The 17770-nt window shown below is 52.1% G+C and carries 15 protein-coding genes, 1 tRNA gene and 1 riboswitch; all 16 genes read left to right on the forward strand.

Annotation, left to right across the window (positions count from 1 at the left end; genetic code table 11):
- Positions 1 to 516 (forward strand): transglutaminase domain-containing protein (locus QZ105_RS02530; RefSeq protein ID WP_293728280.1); only part of this gene is annotated, 516 nt, incomplete at its 5' end.
- An 82-nt stretch (positions 517 to 598) separates the two neighbouring features.
- Complete coding sequence (locus QZ105_RS02535; RefSeq protein WP_293728281.1) at positions 599 to 1756, forward strand: iron chelate uptake ABC transporter family permease subunit; 1158 nt, start codon at positions 599 to 601, stop codon at positions 1754 to 1756.
- Positions 1746 to 2522, forward strand: coding sequence for an ABC transporter ATP-binding protein (locus tag QZ105_RS02540; protein WP_293728282.1), 777 nt, complete (start codon positions 1746 to 1748; stop codon positions 2520 to 2522). Before QZ105_RS02535 ends, QZ105_RS02540 begins: the two co-directional genes overlap by 11 nt.
- A gap of 67 nt (positions 2523 to 2589) precedes the next feature.
- Positions 2590 to 4293: an ABC transporter ATP-binding protein gene (locus QZ105_RS02545; RefSeq protein WP_293728283.1), complete on the forward strand. Its 1704-nt coding sequence runs from the start codon at positions 2590 to 2592 to the stop codon at positions 4291 to 4293.
- 30 nt (positions 4294 to 4323) lie between these two features.
- Positions 4324 to 5085 carry a nitrogenase iron protein NifH gene (locus tag QZ105_RS02550; protein ID WP_293728284.1) on the forward strand — a complete coding sequence of 254 codons (762 nt, stop codon included), beginning with the start codon at positions 4324 to 4326 and terminating at the stop codon, positions 5083 to 5085.
- 12 nt (positions 5086 to 5097) lie between these two features.
- Positions 5098 to 6594: a nitrogenase component 1 gene (locus QZ105_RS02555; RefSeq protein ID WP_293728285.1), complete on the forward strand. Its 1497-nt coding sequence runs from the start codon at positions 5098 to 5100 to the stop codon at positions 6592 to 6594.
- Entirely contained in the window at positions 6591 to 7823 is a 1233-nt protein-coding gene (locus QZ105_RS02560; RefSeq protein ID WP_293728286.1) for a nitrogenase component 1, read from the forward strand. The genes QZ105_RS02555 and QZ105_RS02560 overlap by 4 nt, the downstream gene beginning before the upstream one ends.
- Before the next feature lie 157 nt (positions 7824 to 7980).
- Positions 7981 to 8250, forward strand: a complete 270-nt coding sequence (locus QZ105_RS02565; protein WP_293728287.1) for a type II toxin-antitoxin system prevent-host-death family antitoxin — start codon at positions 7981 to 7983, stop codon at positions 8248 to 8250.
- Between the two features lie 63 nt (positions 8251 to 8313).
- Positions 8314 to 8388 (forward strand) — tRNA-Gly (locus QZ105_RS02570).
- Between the two features lie 179 nt (positions 8389 to 8567).
- Positions 8568 to 9851: a trigger factor gene (tig, locus tag QZ105_RS02575; RefSeq protein WP_293728288.1), complete on the forward strand. Its 1284-nt coding sequence runs from the start codon at positions 8568 to 8570 to the stop codon at positions 9849 to 9851.
- Positions 9852 to 9889: 38 nt separating this feature from the next.
- The gene (gene clpP / locus QZ105_RS02580) at positions 9890 to 10483 is read left to right on the forward strand and encodes an ATP-dependent Clp endopeptidase proteolytic subunit ClpP (RefSeq protein WP_293728289.1); all 594 of its coding nucleotides are present in this window, start codon (positions 9890 to 9892) and stop codon (positions 10481 to 10483) included.
- 21 nt (positions 10484 to 10504) lie between these two features.
- A complete protein-coding gene (gene clpX, locus QZ105_RS02585; protein ID WP_293728290.1) occupies positions 10505 to 11755 on the forward strand; it encodes an ATP-dependent Clp protease ATP-binding subunit ClpX in 1251 nt (416 codons plus the stop codon).
- Between the two features lie 112 nt (positions 11756 to 11867).
- Positions 11868 to 14192 (forward strand): endopeptidase La, encoded by a 2325-nt coding sequence (gene lon, locus QZ105_RS02590; RefSeq protein ID WP_293728291.1) that lies wholly within the window; start codon positions 11868 to 11870, stop codon positions 14190 to 14192.
- Between the two features lies 1 nt (position 14193).
- On the forward strand, positions 14194 to 14844 hold the full coding sequence (gene yihA, locus QZ105_RS02595) for a ribosome biogenesis GTP-binding protein YihA/YsxC (protein ID WP_293728292.1): 651 nt from the start codon (positions 14194 to 14196) through the stop codon (positions 14842 to 14844).
- A gap of 50 nt (positions 14845 to 14894) precedes the next feature.
- Positions 14895 to 15926: an AbrB family transcriptional regulator gene (locus QZ105_RS02600; protein ID WP_293728293.1), complete on the forward strand. Its 1032-nt coding sequence runs from the start codon at positions 14895 to 14897 to the stop codon at positions 15924 to 15926.
- 638 nt (positions 15927 to 16564) lie between these two features.
- Positions 16565 to 16739, forward strand: a riboswitch (cobalamin riboswitch).
- 430 nt (positions 16740 to 17169) lie between these two features.
- A complete protein-coding gene (locus QZ105_RS02605; protein ID WP_293728294.1) occupies positions 17170 to 17592 on the forward strand; it encodes a hypothetical protein in 423 nt (140 codons plus the stop codon).
- Positions 17593 to 17770 lie beyond the last annotated feature (178 nt).

The raw sequence follows: 17770 nt of genomic DNA on the forward strand, positions 1-17770 counted from the left end.
TACACGGTGGAGCTGTTTGAAAACGTCTCCGGCAAAAAATACGCCGCGGAGGGCAAGGTGACGGTGAGCGTCAAGCTGGACGACCCCTACGCGCCGTTCCTCGGGCCGAACCAATACGTCCATTATACGCAGGATACCGAGGCCGTCAAGACCTCCTACGCGCTTTGCGAGGGCATGACGGACGATCGGGAGATCTTTGAAACGATTCGCGGCTACATCAAGGCCAATTACATGTATGATTATGTGAAGGCGGCGACGGTTGCGGGCGGCACCCTGCCGGACATCGACGGCTGCTATGAAAAGAAAATGGGAATCTGTCAGGATCTGGCGGCGCTGGCGGCCTGCATGCTGCGCGTGCAGGGCGTGCCGACGAAGCTGATGGTCGGCTATGCCGGAAAGATGTACCACGCATGGAACAGCGTCGTCATCGACGGCGAGGAGGTGCTCTACGACCCGACGCTCGAGCTGAGCGCCATCGAGAGCGGGCAGACCTACACCACGGAGCGGTATTATTGAGCGCGGCGGCCGCGGAAAACCGAGCGGGAAAGCGCGAAATTTCGAATGTTCGATTCGAATTCGAAAGGAAAGGATGCACATCATGGCAAGCAAGGATCACGGCCTGACGCCCATCGAGCTGAGCAGCTTCTGCTCGGAAATCGCCCTGATGCTGGGGGCGGGCATGCCGCTTTACGCGGGCATGGAGGCGCTTGAAAAGACGTATGAAGACGACGCGCACGCGGCGCTGTATCGCGGCGTCAGCGAGACGCTGACGCAGACCGGCTCTCTGCGCGACGCGCTGGAGAGCGCGCACGCTTTCCCGACCTATCTGGTGGAGATGTGCGGCGTGGGCGAGCGAACGGGCCATCTGGAGGACGTGATGCGGGGGCTTTCCGTCTACTACGAGCGGGAAAGCCGGATTCGTCAGGCCGTCCGCAGCGCGGTGACGTATCCGCTGGTGCTGGCGGTGATGATGGTGCTGATTCTGCTGGTGCTGATTCTCAAGGTCATGCCGGTGTTCCGCACCGTGCTGGGCAGCATGGGCGTGACGATGACCGAGACGGGCAGCGTGATGATGAGCGTCGGCACGGCGCTGGGCTGGGTGGTGCTGGCGCTGGTGCTTGTCGTCGTGCTGGCGGCGCTGGCCTGCGTGCTGATTTACGTTATGGCCTGGCACGACGGCGTGGACCCGGTAAGAATAATTTTATCCGGCGTGGCCATCAACACGGTATTGGGCGCGTACAACGCTTTTTTACAGATGCTTAATTCCGATAATCTGGCTAATGTGCTGGCCTTTATGAACGGCAGCCTTTCCGGCTGCAACTGGCAGCAGATTTACGTTATTACCGCTTATTCCAGCGTGGGCATTATTTTAGGCCTGTGCTGCATTAAAAGCGCCAATATTTTGCAGCTGGGCGACGAAATGGCTACCAGTCTGGGTATTAACGTCAGCTGGGTGCGGGTGTTTTTGTCGGCTGTGGGCGCTTTTTTGGCGGCCTCTACTGTGGCTGTGGCCGGTATGATAGGCTTTATCGGCTTGGTAGTGCCCCATATCGCCCGCATGATGGTGGGCTCGGACTATAAAGCGCTGCTGCCTGTCAGCACGCTGCTGGGCGCGGTGCTGCTGCTGGCGGCCGACACCCTGGGACGCACGCTGATCAGCGGCATGGAAATTCCTGTCGGCATCGTTATGGCGGCTACCGGCGGACCGTTTTTCCTGTATATGCTGAGAAAGAAGGGCAGAGTAAGTGGAAGTTAAAGGAACGAAGCTGGAAATAGGCTATGAAGGCTGCGTCATCGTCCCCGAATTTGATATAACAGTCTGCAAGGGCGAAATCACTACTATCATCGGCCCTAACGGCAGCGGCAAATCTACGGTGCTGAAGGCTTTGACGCGCCTGCTGAAATATACCAAGGGCGCAGTTTATCTTAACGGCGAAGAAATCAAAAAAATTGAAGCTAAAACCTTGGCCCGTTATATTGGCGTGCTGCCGCAAAAGCACAGTGCTCCTCCGGACTTTAAGGTTAAGGATTTAGTTGGCTATGGCCGCGTACCTTATCAAAAGTGGTACGAAAAAAACAAGGCCGAGGACGATAAAATAGTGGAATGGGCTTTAAAGGCTACGGGCACCTGGGAGCTGCGCAATAAATCCATTAACGGGTGCAGCGGCGGCGAAGCGCAAAGAGTGTGGATTGCAACGGTGCTGGCGCAGCAGCCGGAAATTTTGTTTTTGGACGAGCCTACTACCTATTTGGATATTGCTCATCAGCAGGAAACCATGCGCCTGGTGAAAAAGCTGAACCAGGAAGCCGGTATCGGCGTAGTGATGGTGCTGCACGATTTAAGCCAGGCTCTGGAGGTCAGCGATAAAATTATCGTTATTAAGAATGGACGCAAATACAGCGAGGGCACTCCCGACGAGGTTATTACTTCGAAAATGCTGCGGGAGGTCTATAATGTGGAATGCGATATTATCCGCGTTCCGGGACGCAGCAAGCCGGTGCTGGCCTTTAAGGAGCTGTAGCGCCGGTGCGCGGCTCTGCGTTGCTTGCTAAGCCGGGCAAAAATTTGGAGGTAAAAGGCGGTTAGCTATGCTCAAAACATTTTTTAAATATTACAAGCCCTATAAGGCAGCTGTGGCAGGCATTGTCTTTGGCTCGCTGGTGGCTGCGGCAATGGAGCTGCTGTTTCCCGCTCTGGTGCGTCAGATACTGAATGTGGAGCTGCCGCAGAACAATGTGGCGCAGGTAATGCGTCTGGCTGCATTGCTGTGCGGCTTGTATATTGGCAATTTGCTGCTGCAATATGTTTTTTCCTATTGGGGCTATTTGATGAGCGCGCGCATGGAAAACGATATGCGCCGCGATTTATTCAGCCATATTCAGAATATGTCCTTCCGTTTTTTTGACAGCGCAAAAACGGGGCAGCTGCTTTCCCGCATCACGGGCGATTTGGGAGAGATAGGCGAGCTGGCCTTTCGCGCCCCGGCGGACGTTATCGTTTGCCTGTTAAGTATGCTGGGCACTATGGTTATCCTGATGTGGATGAATTTGTATCTGGGCGTTTTGGTAACGGTGTTATTGTTAGGCAAGACGGTACATACTATTTATCTCAACGGCAGGATGAAGGCTGCGTATTTTGCCAACAGGGTGAAGCAGGGCGAAATGACGGCGCGGGCAGAGGAAAGCCTGAGCGGTATCCGTTTGGTAAAGGCCTTTGCGGCGGAAGAAGAAAGTCTGTCCGGCTTTATGCAGAAGGCGGACGCTTACGTGGCCGTGCGCAAGGCTTCGTTTAAGGTGCGCGCTTATTTCATCAGCAGCATGAGCTTTTTTACGAATTTTATCAACGTGGCTATCTTGGTTGGCGGCACGCTGCTCATCAGCCGGGGAGAAATGCTGCTCAGCGATTTGGTGGCTTTCTTCTTATACGTTGGTATTTTTATTAAGCCGCTGATGCGCCTGTTGGCTTTTACGGAACTGTACCAGCGCGGCATGGCGGGCTTTCAGCGCTTTTACGAGATTATGCGCCAGCCGGAGGAAATTACCGACCGTCCTAACGCGATAGAGTGTAAAAATATTCGCGGCCGGATAGTTTTTGAAAACCTTACCTTTGGCTACGGCGAGGGCCGGGAGGTTATTAAAAACCTTAATCTGACTATCGAGCCGGGCGAAACCGTGGCCTTTGTAGGCGCTACGGGAGCAGGCAAAACGACGATTGCTAATCTTTTGCTGCGCTTTTACGAGCCCAGGCAGGGACGGGTGCTGTTGGACGATGTGGATATTGCCGATTATACGCAGAAATCCTTGCGCCGGCAAATCGGCTTGGTGCAGCAGGACGTATTTTTGTTTTCTGATTCCGTAAAATATAATATCGCTTACGCTGACCCGGACGCCAGCGACGCGCAGATAGAAGCGGCGGCGAAGGCAGCGGCAGCGGACGAATTTATTGAAGGGCTGCCGGATAAATACATGACGGAAATTGGCGAACGCGGCGTAAAATTAAGCGGCGGTCAAAAACAGCGCATTGCTATCGCCAGAGTATTTTTGAAAAATCCGCCCATCGTCGTTTTGGATGAGGCCACTTCGGCCTTGGATAATAAAACGGAAAAGCAGATTCAGCGGGAGCTGGATAAGCTGGCCGCAGGCAGAACGACGCTGATTATCGCCCACCGTCTTTCCACCGTCAGCCGTGCCGATAAAATTGTGGTGCTCAAGGACGGGCGCATGGTGGAATGCGGCACGCAGGCGGAGCTGTTGGCTAAGCAGGGCGCTTATTATGAGCTATATCATCAATAAAATATAAATTAAAGTCAAGGAGAAAAACACATGAGAAAAATTGCAATCTATGGTAAGGGTGGCATTGGTAAATCCACAACTACGTCCAATCTGTCGGCGGCGCTGGCTTTGAAGGGCTATAAGGTTATGCAGATAGGCTGCGACCCCAAGTCCGACAGCACCAAAAACCTGATGGAAGGCAAGCGTATTCCCACTGTGCTGGAGCAGCTGAAGGCCAAGGGCGAGGAGCTGAAGCTGGAGGATATCGTCTTTACCGGCTTCGGCGGCGTGCTGTGCGTGGAAGCAGGCGGCCCCACTCCCGGTATCGGCTGCGCCGGACGCGGTATTATTTCCGCTTTTGAAAAGCTGGAGGAGCTGCGCGCTTTTGATGTTTATAAGCCGGACGTAGTAATTTACGACGTATTGGGCGACGTGGTTTGCGGCGGCTTTGCTATGCCTATCCGCGGCGGCTATGCCCGCGAAGTATTTATAGTGTCCTCCGGCGAAATGATGGCATTGTATGCAGCCAGCAATATCGCTCAGGCGATCAAGAATTTTGGCCGCCGCGGCTATGCCCGTCTGCGCGGTATTATTCTGAACGCGAAAAATATCGAGGACGAAAGAGCGCTGGTGGATAAGGCTGCCGCTGAAATTGAAACGGAAGTGGTGCAGTATGTGCCACGCAGCGGCGATATTCAGCTGGCGGAAAATCAGGGCGGCACCGTAAGCCAGTTTGTGCCCGATTCCCACATGGTCAAGGTATACCAGGAATTGGCGGACAAGGTGCTGTCTTTAAGCGAGGATGTAGAATAATAGGAGGAAACAATGGGCTTAAAAGAAGATGCAATGTGGGCGATGGCGCGTAAAATGGGTATGCCCGAAAGCGCTATTGCAGCAGTAAAGGCTAAGCGCGCTAAGGGCGAGCCCATGCCGGATATGGCGTCCATGATGAAAATGATGACCAAGAGCGGCGGCAAAAACGAAATGATGAAGATGGCGCAGAAGATGGGCATGCCGCCTTTGGCTAAGGGCATGGACGGCAACGAGCTTTTAGGCAAGCTCAAGCGTTTGAGCCAGGTGGCTACAATTAAGGACGTGCCCCAGCTGACGAAAGCGCTGTTCCCCGGCACTCACTGCCCGCTGATGGGCGCGGCGATGGCCGCCGGCGGCATTAAGGGCTGTTTGCTGGTTATCGTCGGTACGGATGAGTGCAGCTATTATACTAAGAGCCTGACGATTAACGACAATTTCGGCGGCGTAGGCGGACGCTGCGTTTCCGTGGTTTTGGACAGCCACGACGTTACCTTCGGCAGCAGCGAGATGATGCACCGCGCCTTCAAGGAAATGATGGAGGAATACAAGCCGGAATGCGTTATGCTGGTTACGACCTGCGTTATCGAGGTTATCGGCGACGATTACGATTCCATTGCCGAAGAATTAAGCGCCCAGTATCATATTCCCGTTATGGCAGTGCATACGGAGCATTTCAAATGCGAGGACCATTTCCCCGGTTTGGAGCGCGCTATCAGCGCCTGCCTGGATTTGATGGAGGAGGTTCCCGGCAACGGCTCCGTCAACGTTATGGGTCAGCGCATGGGTAATTTTTCGTCCACCGAGCTTTACGCCATGCTGCAAAAATCCGGCGTGAAGATTGGCATGCAGCTGCCCAGCGGCTGCACCGTTGAAGAAATTAAGCAGGCTGCCGCAGCCAAGGTTAATATCGTAGTGCATGATATTGCCCTGCCTTTGGCCAAGGCTATGGAAAAACGTTTCGGTACGCCTTATGTGTACTTTAATAAATTTGCCGACCCGGAAAGAATTATGGAAAGCTATCAAAAGCTGTTTGCTTATCTGGAGCTGCCTCTGCCTCAGGAGGTGCAGGAGCTGTACGGTAAGAGCAAGGAGCTGGAAGCAGCCGCTAAGGGCGAGCTGCAGGGCGTTCCCTATATTTACGGCAATACTCCCTACGACTGCTTGGAGCTGAACCGTTATTTATGCCTGCTGGGTATGGAGCCCCAGCTTGTGCAAAGCAATCATTTTGCCGAGGATAACCCAGATGTGGCCGATATCCTGCGCTTTACCGACCCCTATGTCTGCAAGGCCGCCAATATCGCGCCGCTGCAATATGTTTACGATGTACTGCATCCTTATCTGTATTTGGGGCATGAATTTGACGACCGCCTGCGGGCAAAGGGCATTGCCGTAGTTCACAGCGACGGCGCAGGAGCTATGCTGGGCTTTGAGGTGCAGCGCTTCCTGCTGCAGGTGCTGCAGGAAACTTTGGCTAAGGGCAAGGTATACAGAAAGGAGGCAGGACTGTGAGCTTAGTAAGATATTTACCTGTCCCTTCCGACAGAATGGGCATTATTTGGAGCCTGCTCAATGTACAGGGCAGCATTGTTTTGGAATACGGTCCGGCCGGCACTACTCACTATAGCATGGGCTTGTACGGCGGCCTGGGCATTCGCTTCCAGAACCGTTTATTTACCACGCACATGAGCGAGGACGATGTGGTTATGGGCGACGTTACGCGCTTGGAGGAATCCTTAATAGAGCTGGATAAAAATTACGAGCCCCAGGTGATTTTCGTAGTAGCCTCCTCGGTAACGGCTGTTATCGGCACGGATATTAAGGGCGTCTGCCGCTATATGCAGCAGGAGGTTAAGGCTAAGCTGGTGGCCTTCGAGCAGGGCGGTTTCTTGGGCGACTACAGCGTTGGTACCAGCGAGGCTTATAAGCTGTTGGTGCGCAATCTGCCGAAGAAGGGGGTGTCCAAGCGTCCGCTGACCTATAATATTATTGGTGCTTCCGCTTGGCATTACCGTATTTCCTCCGATATCTGGGAAATAGACAGCCTGCTCAAGGAAAGCTTTGGCATGTCGCGTATTGCCTGCCTGTGCTGCAATACGTCGGTGGATGAAATTGCGGAGATGGGAGCTGCGGCTGTGAATATCGTTATCAGCTGCGAGGGCTTGGCTGCGGCGCAGCTTTTGCAGGAGCAGTTCGGCACGCCCTACGTTTACGCTGTACCCTATGGCTATCAGGGAACTTTGCACTTTTTGCAGCAGGTTGGCGAGACAGTCGGCGCTGTGCCCGACCCCATGGTAATGATGCGCATTAACATGAAGGAAAAGGGCCTTGGGATGCTGGGCATGATGCGTATGATGCGCGGAGGCAATCTGCAGCCGCGTGCGGCAGTCAGGGGCGAGTACGATACTGTCGTGGGCATCAGCGCCTTCCTGGCGGAAGCAGGCATAGCCGTAGAGCAAAAGATCTGCGCTCATTCGCTGAAAAATGTGGCTGATCCGGCAGAAGGCGTTGTGCATTATGAAAACGAGAAGGACTGGCTGGCACAGCTGCGTCCCTTGCAGCGCACGCTGGTAATGGGCGATGATATCGCTCTGCTGCAGTGCGACAGCAGTAATACTAAGCTGCGCATCAGCGCGCCTTTCCTGGAGGGAGCGTTAATCGCCAGTCACCTGCCGTTCATGGGCGAGCGCGGCGCAGACTTCCTGATGGAGATTATTCAGGAGTATTATCAGAAGGCTTAGGCTTTGCTGTACATAAAGCCGTAAATAAAAGGACGCCGTTTGGCGTCCTTTTTGTATATTTGTAGAATTTCCTCACGCTTCCTGCGCGTTAAAACTTGTCTGTATAACAAAATTTATGTATAATATTGTTATGAAATAAATGTTAGGAGGTAGGCGTATGCCGAAAATTCATTCCAGCGCAGATTTGCGCAATAGCTATAATGATATTTCCAAATTTTGCCATGAATATAACGAGCCCGTATTCATTACTAAAAATGGCAAAGGCGATCTTGCCGTAATGAGCATAGAGGCATATGAGGAGCTGGCTGCCCGCAGTGAACTGTATACTAAAGTACAAAGAGGTCTGGACGATGTGCGGGCAGGACGGGTTATTCCTGCTGAGGAGTTTGCTGCTAGGCTGCGTGAACGGCGGCTTGTGATTCGTTAAAAAAATTCTAAAAAGGTGTTGACAAACGCGCAGCGATGCTTTATACTTATATTCGTTGCTGATGCGGAAATAGCTCAGTGGTAGAGCACCTCCTTGCCAAGGAGGGGGTCGCGAGTTCGAATCTCGTTTTCCGCTCCATTTAAAAATTTGCCCGACAGACAGCGTCTGCCGGGCTTTTTAGTATTGTCAAGACGCGCCTGTTGTGATATGATATTATGAGCGATTTGTGTCAGCATATTTTATGTATTAGGAAAGCTGGCAGCTTAATCCGATTATAATATTTTTACCCACATAAATTTAAGGGAGGATTTTATTCAATGAATGTTACTGTTGAAAGAGTAGAAAACGAGGCAACCTTAAAAATTACCGCTCCTGCGGCTGACGTTAACGCAGGTTTTAAAAAGGCTGTGCAAAAAATTGCCAACAGCGTAAATATTCCCGGCTTCCGTAAAGGTAAAGCACCCCGCGCCATTATCGAAATGCATTACGGTAAGGAAGCAGTTAAGCAGGAAGCTTTTGAAATCGTAGCTAACAAGGCCTATAGCGACGCTTTGGAGCAGGAGCGCCTGATTCCTGTTGAAGACCCCAAGGTAGAAGCTTCCACCTTTGAAGAAGGCAAGGATATGGAGCTGACTATTAAAGTAACTTTGAAGCCGGAGCCGGAGCTGGGCGAATACAAGGGCCTGCATGTAGATAAAGAAGAAGCTGCCGTTACCGACGAGCAGGTAGAAGCGCAAATGAACGATCTGCGCAACCGCAACGCTAAAATGGTAGTTGCAGAAGAAGGTCACGTTATTGAAAAAGGTGATTTCGCTATTATCGATTTTGCCGGCACCGTTGGCGGCGAACCCTTCAGCGGCGGCGAGGGTAAGGGCTATCCTCTGGAGGTTGGCTCCAATTCCTTCATCCCCGGTTTTGAGGATCAGCTGGTAGGCCTGTCCAAGGGCGATTCCACCGACGTAGAGGTAACCTTCCCCGAAGAATATTTCGTAAAAGAGCTGGCTGGCAAGGAAGCTGTGTTCAAGGTTAATATTCAGGACGTAAAAATTAAAGAGCTGCCTGAGCTGACCGACGAATATGTTGCTGCTAACAGCGATTTCAAAACTGTAGAAGAGCTGCGCACTAACTATAAGGAGCGTATGCAGAAGGCTGCTGAGGAAAACGCCAAGGTTGCTTACGAGCATGCTTTGATCGACATGGCTGTGGCTAACGCTAAATTTACCGTTCCTCCTATTATGATCGAGGATCGCATCAGCCAAATGGTTGAAGAAATGAAAATGAGCCTGGAAAGCCGTAAGATGACCATGGATATGTACATGCAGTACACCGGTCTGGATATGGACAAGATCCGCGAAAACCAACGCCCTGTTGCTGAAGAAAACGTCAAGACCGATCTGGTTCTGGACGCTATCGCTAAGGCTGAAAACATTCAGGTTGACATGGCCGACGTGGACGCAGAAATTGCCGCTATTTCCGCACAGCACGGCGCTTCCGTGGACGAAGTTAAGAAAATTATTAAGAGCAACGGCACCATGGGCCTGCTGCTGGCCAACATTCTGCGCCGCAAAGCAGCCCGCGTAGTTATCGACAGCGCAAAATAAGCTGCCGTTAGAGTTGTACAGTAAAGGGGTGTGACAAAATGAATTACGTGCCTATCGTTGTTGAACAATCCAGCCGTGGCGAACGGTCCTACGATATATATTCCCGCCTTTTGAAGGATAGAATCGTTTTCGTGACTGGCCCTATTGATGACAATATGGCCAATGTTGTCATCGCTCAATTATTGTTCCTAGAGTCGGAAGATCCTGACAAGGATATTCATTTGTATATCAATAGTCCTGGCGGCAGCGTCAGCGCCGGTATGGCTATTTACGATACGATGCAGTACATCAAGCCCGACGTTTCCACTATCTGCATGGGTATGGCCGCCAGCATGGCTTCCGTGCTGCTGGCTGCCGGTGCGCCCGGCAAGCGCTTCGCTCTGCCCTATTCCAGAGTAATGATCCACCAGCCCTTGGGCGGCGCTCAGGGTCAGGCGACGGAAATCGAAATCCACGCCCGTGAGATTCTGCGAATCCGCGAGGAAATGAACCAAGTGTTGTCCAAGCACACTGGTCAGACTGTGGAAAAGATTGCCGCCGATACGGAACGCGACCATTACTTAACCAGCAGAGAGGCTAAGGAATACGGCTTGATCGACGAGGTCGTTACCCGCAGCAGGTCGGCTGAATAAGATACCAAGGAGATTTCCAAAATGAGTTTTGACGATGATCACGGCAAGGAGCTGTGCTGTTCCTTCTGCGGCAAGCGCGAGGGGCAGGTGCGCAGGCTGATTGCCGGTCGCGGGGTGTATATCTGCGACGAGTGTATCGAATTCTGCAAAGATATGCTTGACGAGGATAACCAGCAGGCTGCGTCTGCCAGCGTGGCCGAAGTGGGCGATTTGCCTAAGCCGAAAGAAATAAAGGCTATTTTAGACGAATATGTAATCGGTCAGGACGAGGCGAAAAAGACTTTGTCCGTAGCCGTTTACAATCACTATAAGCGCATTAATTACGAATTGCAGAACCCGTCGGAAGAACGGGATGTGGAGCTGCAAAAGTCCAATATCCTGATGCTTGGCCCCACTGGCAGCGGCAAAACGCTGCTGGCGCAGACCTTGGCCAAGATTTTGCAGGTGCCCTTCGCCATGGCCGACGCTACTACCTTAACCGAGGCTGGTTATGTAGGCGAGGATGTGGAAAATATTCTGCTCAAGCTTATCAGCAATGCCGATTATGATGTGGAGGCTGCTCAGCGCGGCATTGTCTACATCGATGAGATTGATAAGATTTCCCGTAAGTCTGAAAATGTTTCCATTACTCGCGACGTTTCTGGTGAAGGCGTACAGCAGGCTTTGCTGAAAATTTTAGAGGGTACCGTGGCCAGCGTGCCGCCTAAGGGCGGGCGCAAGCATCCGCATCAGGAGTTTATCAATATCGACACCACCAATATTCTGTTCATCTGCGGTGGCGCTTTTGCCGGTCTGGAGCATATTATCAACGCCCGCGTCGGCAAAAAGAATTTGGGCTTTGGCGCGGATATCCGCAAAAAGGAAGAACTCAATAGCAACGAATCCTTTAGCCAGGTATTGCCGGAGGATATTATGAAGTTTGGCATTATTCCTGAATTTGCCGGCCGTCTGCCGGTTGTGGTAACGCTGAATTCCTTGGACAAGGCGGCGTTGGTTAAGATTTTGACGGAACCGCGCAACGCGTTGGTTAAGCAGTACCAGCGTTTTCTGGCGATGGACGGCGTAGAGCTGGAGTTTGAGCCTGCGGCTTTGGAGGCTATTGCCGAAGAGGCTTTAAAGCGCAATGCCGGCGCTCGCGGACTGCGCGCTATTATCGAGTCCATTATGCGCAATGTGATGTATGATGTTCCTTCCCGTGATGATGTAAAAAAATGCATTGTTACCGAAGCCACTGTGCGTGAGCATTGCGAGCCGCAAATGCTTGTGGAGTAAGTAATTAAAAAATGTAGGGGGAAGGTAAAGCGCCTTCTCCCTTATTTTCTATGAGATAGATTTTGTTAGAGTAAAGCGCCGGCTTGGACCGGCGGACGTGAGGAGGGATTAGATGGCTGAAAATTTATTGACTAAGCCTCTTTTGCCATTACGCGGCCTGGTGATTTTGCCGGGAATGCTGGTCAATGTGGACGTGGGCCGCGATAAATCCATGGCTGCCGTGAAGGCGGCTTTGGATACGGATAAAAAAATTTTGCTGGCGGCGCAGAAGGACGCTGCCCGTACCGATATCAGCACGGCCGATTTGCATGGCTGGGGCGTTCTGGCGGAAATCAAGCAGCAGCTGAACCTGCCCAGCGGAGCTATGCGGCTGCTGGTGGAGGGCTTGGAGCGCGTGCGCTTGACCGACGTAACGGAGGTGCATCAGGACGGCAGCGATTATTTTGTCGGCCAGGGCGAGTTTGTGCCCAGCGCGGCTGGCAACGCTGCGGAGGCTGAAGCGCTGCGCCGTTTGCTGCTGGATGCCTTTGAAAATTGGGTGCTGCTGACGAAAAAAATTAACGCCGAGGTGGTGCAGGCCTTCAGGGGTCAGCCCGATACAGGGCGCGTGGCCGATATGATTACCGGCTATCTGCCGGTTTCACTGGAGGAAAAGGAGCGGGTGCTGGAAACGCCTGCCGTCAATGAACGCCTGCGTTATCTGTACGAGCTGCTGACCCGCGAGCAGGAAATTGCCGACGTGGCTAAAAGTATTTCCCAGCAGGTACACGCTCAGGTGGAGCAGAATCAGAAGGAATATTATCTGCGGGAGCAGATTAAGGCCATCAGCAAGGAGCTGGGCGAGGCCGAGGACGTGCAGAGCGAAATTGCCGAATACCGCAAGCGGGTGGCGGAGCTGGAGCTGCCGGAGGATGTGGCGGCCAAGCTGGACAAGGAATTCAACCGCCTGATTAAAATGCCGCCGATGACGCCTGACGGAGCCGTTATCCGCAGCTATATCGACGCGCTGCTGTCGCTGCCCTGGGGCAAATTTACCGAGGATAATTTTGATTTGCAGCGGGCGCAGAAAACTTTGGACAGCGATCATTACGGCTTGAAAAAGGTTAAGGAGCGCATCATGGAATATTTGGCGGTGCGCGCCCTGGCGCCTGCTTCCCGCGGGCCTATTCTGTGCCTTGTAGGTCCGCCCGGCGTGGGCAAAACCAGCCTGGCCTACAGTGTGGCCCGTGCCATCGACCGCAAATTTACCCGCGTGTCTTTGGGCGGCATTCGCGACGAGGCTGAAATTCGTGGCCATCGCCGTACCTATATCGGCTCCATGCCGGGCCGTATTATTCACGGTATGCAGACTGCTGGCTGCATGAACCCCGTCTTTTTGCTGGACGAGGTGGACAAAATGGCTGCCGATTTTCGCGGCGACCCGGCCTCCGCGCTGTTGGAGGTGCTGGACCCGGAGCAGAACAACGCTTTCAGCGACCATTTTATCGAGTTCCCCTTCGATTTATCCCATGTTTTCTGGATTGTAACTGCCAATACGGTGGAAACAATTCCTCCGGCGCTGCTGGACCGCATGGAGATTATCCAGCTTAGCAGCTATACGGACGAGGAAAAGGTGAAAATTGCCCAGCTGCATCTGCTGCCGAAGGAAATTAAACTGAACGGTCTGGATAAATATAAGGTCAAGGTCAGCGAGAAGGCTATCCGCCGCGTTATTCACGATTATACGCGGGAGGCCGGCGTGCGCAATTTGGAGCGCAAGCTGGCTGCGGTGTGCCGCAAGATAGCTTACCACATTGTGAAGGGGCGGGGCAAATCTGCCCAGGTAACGGAAAAGAATTTGGAAAAATACTTGGGTAAGGTGCTGTATATGGACGATGATATCAGCTTGGAGTCCTCAGTAGGCGTCTGCAACGGTCTGGCTTGGACCAGCGTCGGCGGTGAGCTGCTGAAGGTAGAGGTGCTGGCCTTTAAGGGAAAGGGCAACCTGACGCTGACGGGACAGCTGGGCGACGTGATGAAGGAGTCGGCGCAGGCAGGCTATACCTATATCCGCAGCCGCGCTAAAACCTTGGGCTTGCCAGACACCTTTGGCGAGAACACCGACCTGCATATCCATCTGCCGGAGGGCGCGGTACCTAAGGACGGGCCTTCCGCAGGCGTTACCATGGTCACGGCTATGGTGTCCGCCTTAACGGGCAAGCCGGTGAAGGGCAAGCTGGCCATGACGGGCGAAATCACTTTGTCGGGTAAGGTGTGGCCTGTAGGCGGCATTAAGGAAAAAATGCTGGCTGCTTACCGCTATGGCGTTAAAACCGTGCTGCTGCCCAAGCGCAATATGCAGGATCTGGATGAGCTGCCGGATAATGTGCGCAAGACCATGCAGTTTATTCCTGTAGAACATTTGGATGACGTTTTGCAAATAGCATTGGAGGAATGACATGAGTAAAGGAACCTGGGATATTATTCGCTCTAAATATGTGGCTTCCGCCGTTCGTGCCGACCAGTACCCTCATGATAAAATGATTGAGGCTGCTTTCATCGGCCGCAGCAATGTTGGCAAATCATCTCTGATTAATTCGCTGTGCCGCCGCAACGGCTTGGCGCGCGTCAGCGCTACGCCCGGCAAAACCCAGACCATCAATTTTTACGAGCTGGAAGCTAAGCGCGTCAGCGAGGGACTGGACGAACGCGCCAAGTTTTATCTTGTCGACTTGCCGGGTTACGGCTTTGCCCGTACCAACCGCAATAATAAGGAGCAATGGTCCGGTTTCATCAGCAAATATCTTTCTGAAAGTGAAAATTTGGGGCTGGTGTGCCAGCTTATCGATATTCGCCATAAGCCTATGGACAGTGATCTGGAATGCTACCATTGGCTCAAAAGCTGCGGCCTGAAAGTGCAGATAGTGCTGACCAAGGCCGATAAGCTTTCCAAAAGCGCTGCTATGGCGCAAAGGGCGCTGTTTATTCGGGAAATGGGGCTGAGTAATCAGAATATCATCGCCTATTCCTCCACGCAGCACACTACCCGCGGCGAGCTTATCGGCCGCATTATGGACGTGTTGGCGGCGGACGCAGCAGTTGAAGAATAGGCGGCGTACCGCTTTAGACCATAAGTTTTATCCTGAGGAGTTGGCTGGAAATGCTTGTTAATCGTTTGCTGTTATTCGTTACTGCGTTGTGCCTTGGTCGTTTGTTGCAAAGCGCACATTTGCCCATACCCTTTTTAATGGGCGGCTTGCTGACGGCGGTTGCGTGCAAAACCTTGGCGCAGCGCGTGAGCGTCAGCTGGCCGAAAAAATGGCGCGAATATGCTTTAATGGTCGCCGGGTACGGTATCGGCTCGGTATTTACGGCGGATACGTGGCGCAGCTTTTTAGACGAATTGAGCGGCGTCATCGAAGCGACGGTAGTGATTTTAGCCGCCAGTATGGCTTTAGCGTGGGTGGCGTCGCGTATTTCCCACGAAAACCTTAAAAGCTGTATTATGGGGATGCTGCCCGGCGGCATGACGCTTTCCATGCTGATGGCGGAGGAAGATAAGGAAATTAACCCTAACGCCGTGATGGTCATGCAGGTTATCCGCTTGCTGGGCGTGGTTATTACGGTGCCGTTTTTGGTAATCTGGCTGTTGGACGCGCAGGTGGTGGGCAGCAGCGTTGCTCTGCCTAACAGGGGCGGCCTGCATTGGCTGGTGTTTGTGCCTTTGGTTATATTGGGCAGCTTTGTGGCTGTCAAAACGCATTTGCCGACGCCGCGCCTTTTGGGGCCTATTTTGGCGACGGCGGCGTTCGCCGTTTATGCCGACGGGGTGCAGCCTGTGCCGTTTTGGCTCATGGCTCCGGCGCAGGTCAGCATCGGTTTATTCATGGGTATGCAGCTGGACGCCGGGCGCATTGCCAAAACTAAGGGTGTGGTGCCGCTGGTGCTGGTGGGCACGGCGCTTTTAATCGTCGTCAGCATCGGCATGGCTAACGTATTGAGCGCGCGTTACGGATTTAGCCTGATTACAGCTTTTTTAGCTATGGCTCCCGGAGGCATTGCCGAAATGTCGCTGGCAGGCATGAGTATGGGTGAAAATGTTTCCATCATATTGACGTACCAGCTCGTGCGCGTGCTGGTCATCAATATCTGCGTGCCGCCGCTTTTGGGCTGGCTGTTTCCGCATAAATAAAGAAAAGGCTGCTGTACTTTAAGATAAGTGCAGCAGCTTTTTTGTCGAAAATAATATTTTGGCCTTGCTGCCGTAATTTTTGGCAATCACGCAGAAAAAATTTTAAAAATTTTTCTGCGCCTTTTGCTATACGCTTATGTAAAATCTATGTAAAACCGCATGGCTGCTGGGTTTGCAGCTCACACTGCTAATATCGGGACATGAAAAGACCCTACTGGACAAAAACGCGCCAGCGTGTTATACTATAGCCATGTTAAGGAAGCTTAACAAATAAGATGCGAAAGGAAGTAAGCGTGATGTCTTTTGATAGATTTGTAGAAACTCTGTGCAGCTTTAAATGGTACATGATTCACTGAGCAAGGGAGGTTGAGTATTATGCTGGAAGGCTTCGTTAAAGCATTATATGAATTAAACTTCTACTATATTCACTAATAGGCGGTATGTAATAAAATGCATATAGGTATACTGTAAAAGCGCTGGCTGTTGTGGCTGAGCGCTTTTTTGTTGCGCTTCGCGCGCTGTAATTGAAGGAAAAAGCCTATCTATATATAATCGCAAGCAGTAAAAATAGAAAAGTAAAAATTTTTCTCAAAGATGGTTGACAAAACAAATAGTAATGAGTATAATTAACTTAACAAGTTGATATTGATATTACAGGTGCGCGAGCTTAATAGAGAAGCCGGTGAAAGTCCGGCACGGTCCCGCCGCTGTAACGTGGAGCGTGTCTTGTTTATGCCACTGGAAATCCATCTGGGAAGGTAAGATATGCGAAGAAGCGAAGCCAGAAGAACTGCCTGTAAGATACATCGTCGTTTGACCTGCGAGAGACGGGGAGAGATGTCGTGAGAGTAAAGCTATGGGTTGATTCGCTTTATTTCTGTATGATATTTCGCCGTTTTTCAAAAGTCCCGCCTGCAGAAGGTTAGTTAGGGTACTTTGAAAAGCGGTTTTCTGTTTCTATCTGCTTTTAGGGTCGCGTGATGGCTGTGACCTTAGGAGAAGTGCCAGGGCCATCGATGTTTTCAATGCGCTTGTTCACGGTATTGGACACACCGTGTTTTTCAAATCCCATTCTCAAATTTTTCTTTTAGCTGAAAGCATTTCCTTTCTCCTCTCAGGTGCTGCGGTGTAGGGGTGCACCGCAATACCGAATTTCCAGCCATCACTTTTGCGTGGTGGCTTCTTTTTTTGCCGCAATTACGCAATGAGTAAGGCGACGTTTTTGGAATAGGAGGTTTTACATATGAAAGAATTATATTTAGCAGGCGCGGCTGCCGCTTTGACCGAGGCTTTTCAGTCTGTGAAGGGCGTGGAGAAAATTCATGCAGGCAAGGCCGTAGCCACTGATGGACAGGAGCTTACCGGCGTACAGCTGGTGTATAACCCTAAAAAACAGGATATCTGCGGTATTCTGGAGGCGTATTTTGCGGCGGTGAACCCCTTTGCCGTAGCTGACGACCCCGCGCTGCAGGCGGCGGTATTCTATTCTTCTGGCGAAGATGTGATGCAGCTGGAATATTACGCACGATTTTTGCAGAGCCGCGGCCATGAGCCGGGCGCCGCTTTGGGAAATCTGATTGTCAACGATTCGATTACGCCGGGGCAGGAGATAAGGCCGCTGCAGGTGCGATTCGGAAGACTGCAATTGTTCACTGCCGAAGTGTAGTTGTGTGGGATGTTTTCCGCGCAGCCGCAAAAATTTTGCGGCAAGCGTTTATGTTTGTTATATACGGCCTGGACAACCGTGACCGTGTATATAAATGCTTTGTTTTAATCTTCCAAGCAAGAGTGTGGCGCGCTTGTCAAAATACTGGGTGAGAGCAGTTAAGCGCGGGGACACTAGA

The sequence above is a fragment of the uncultured Phascolarctobacterium sp. genome, from assembly GCF_905212365.1.
GTDB lineage: Bacteria > Bacillota > Negativicutes > Acidaminococcales > Acidaminococcaceae > Phascolarctobacterium_A.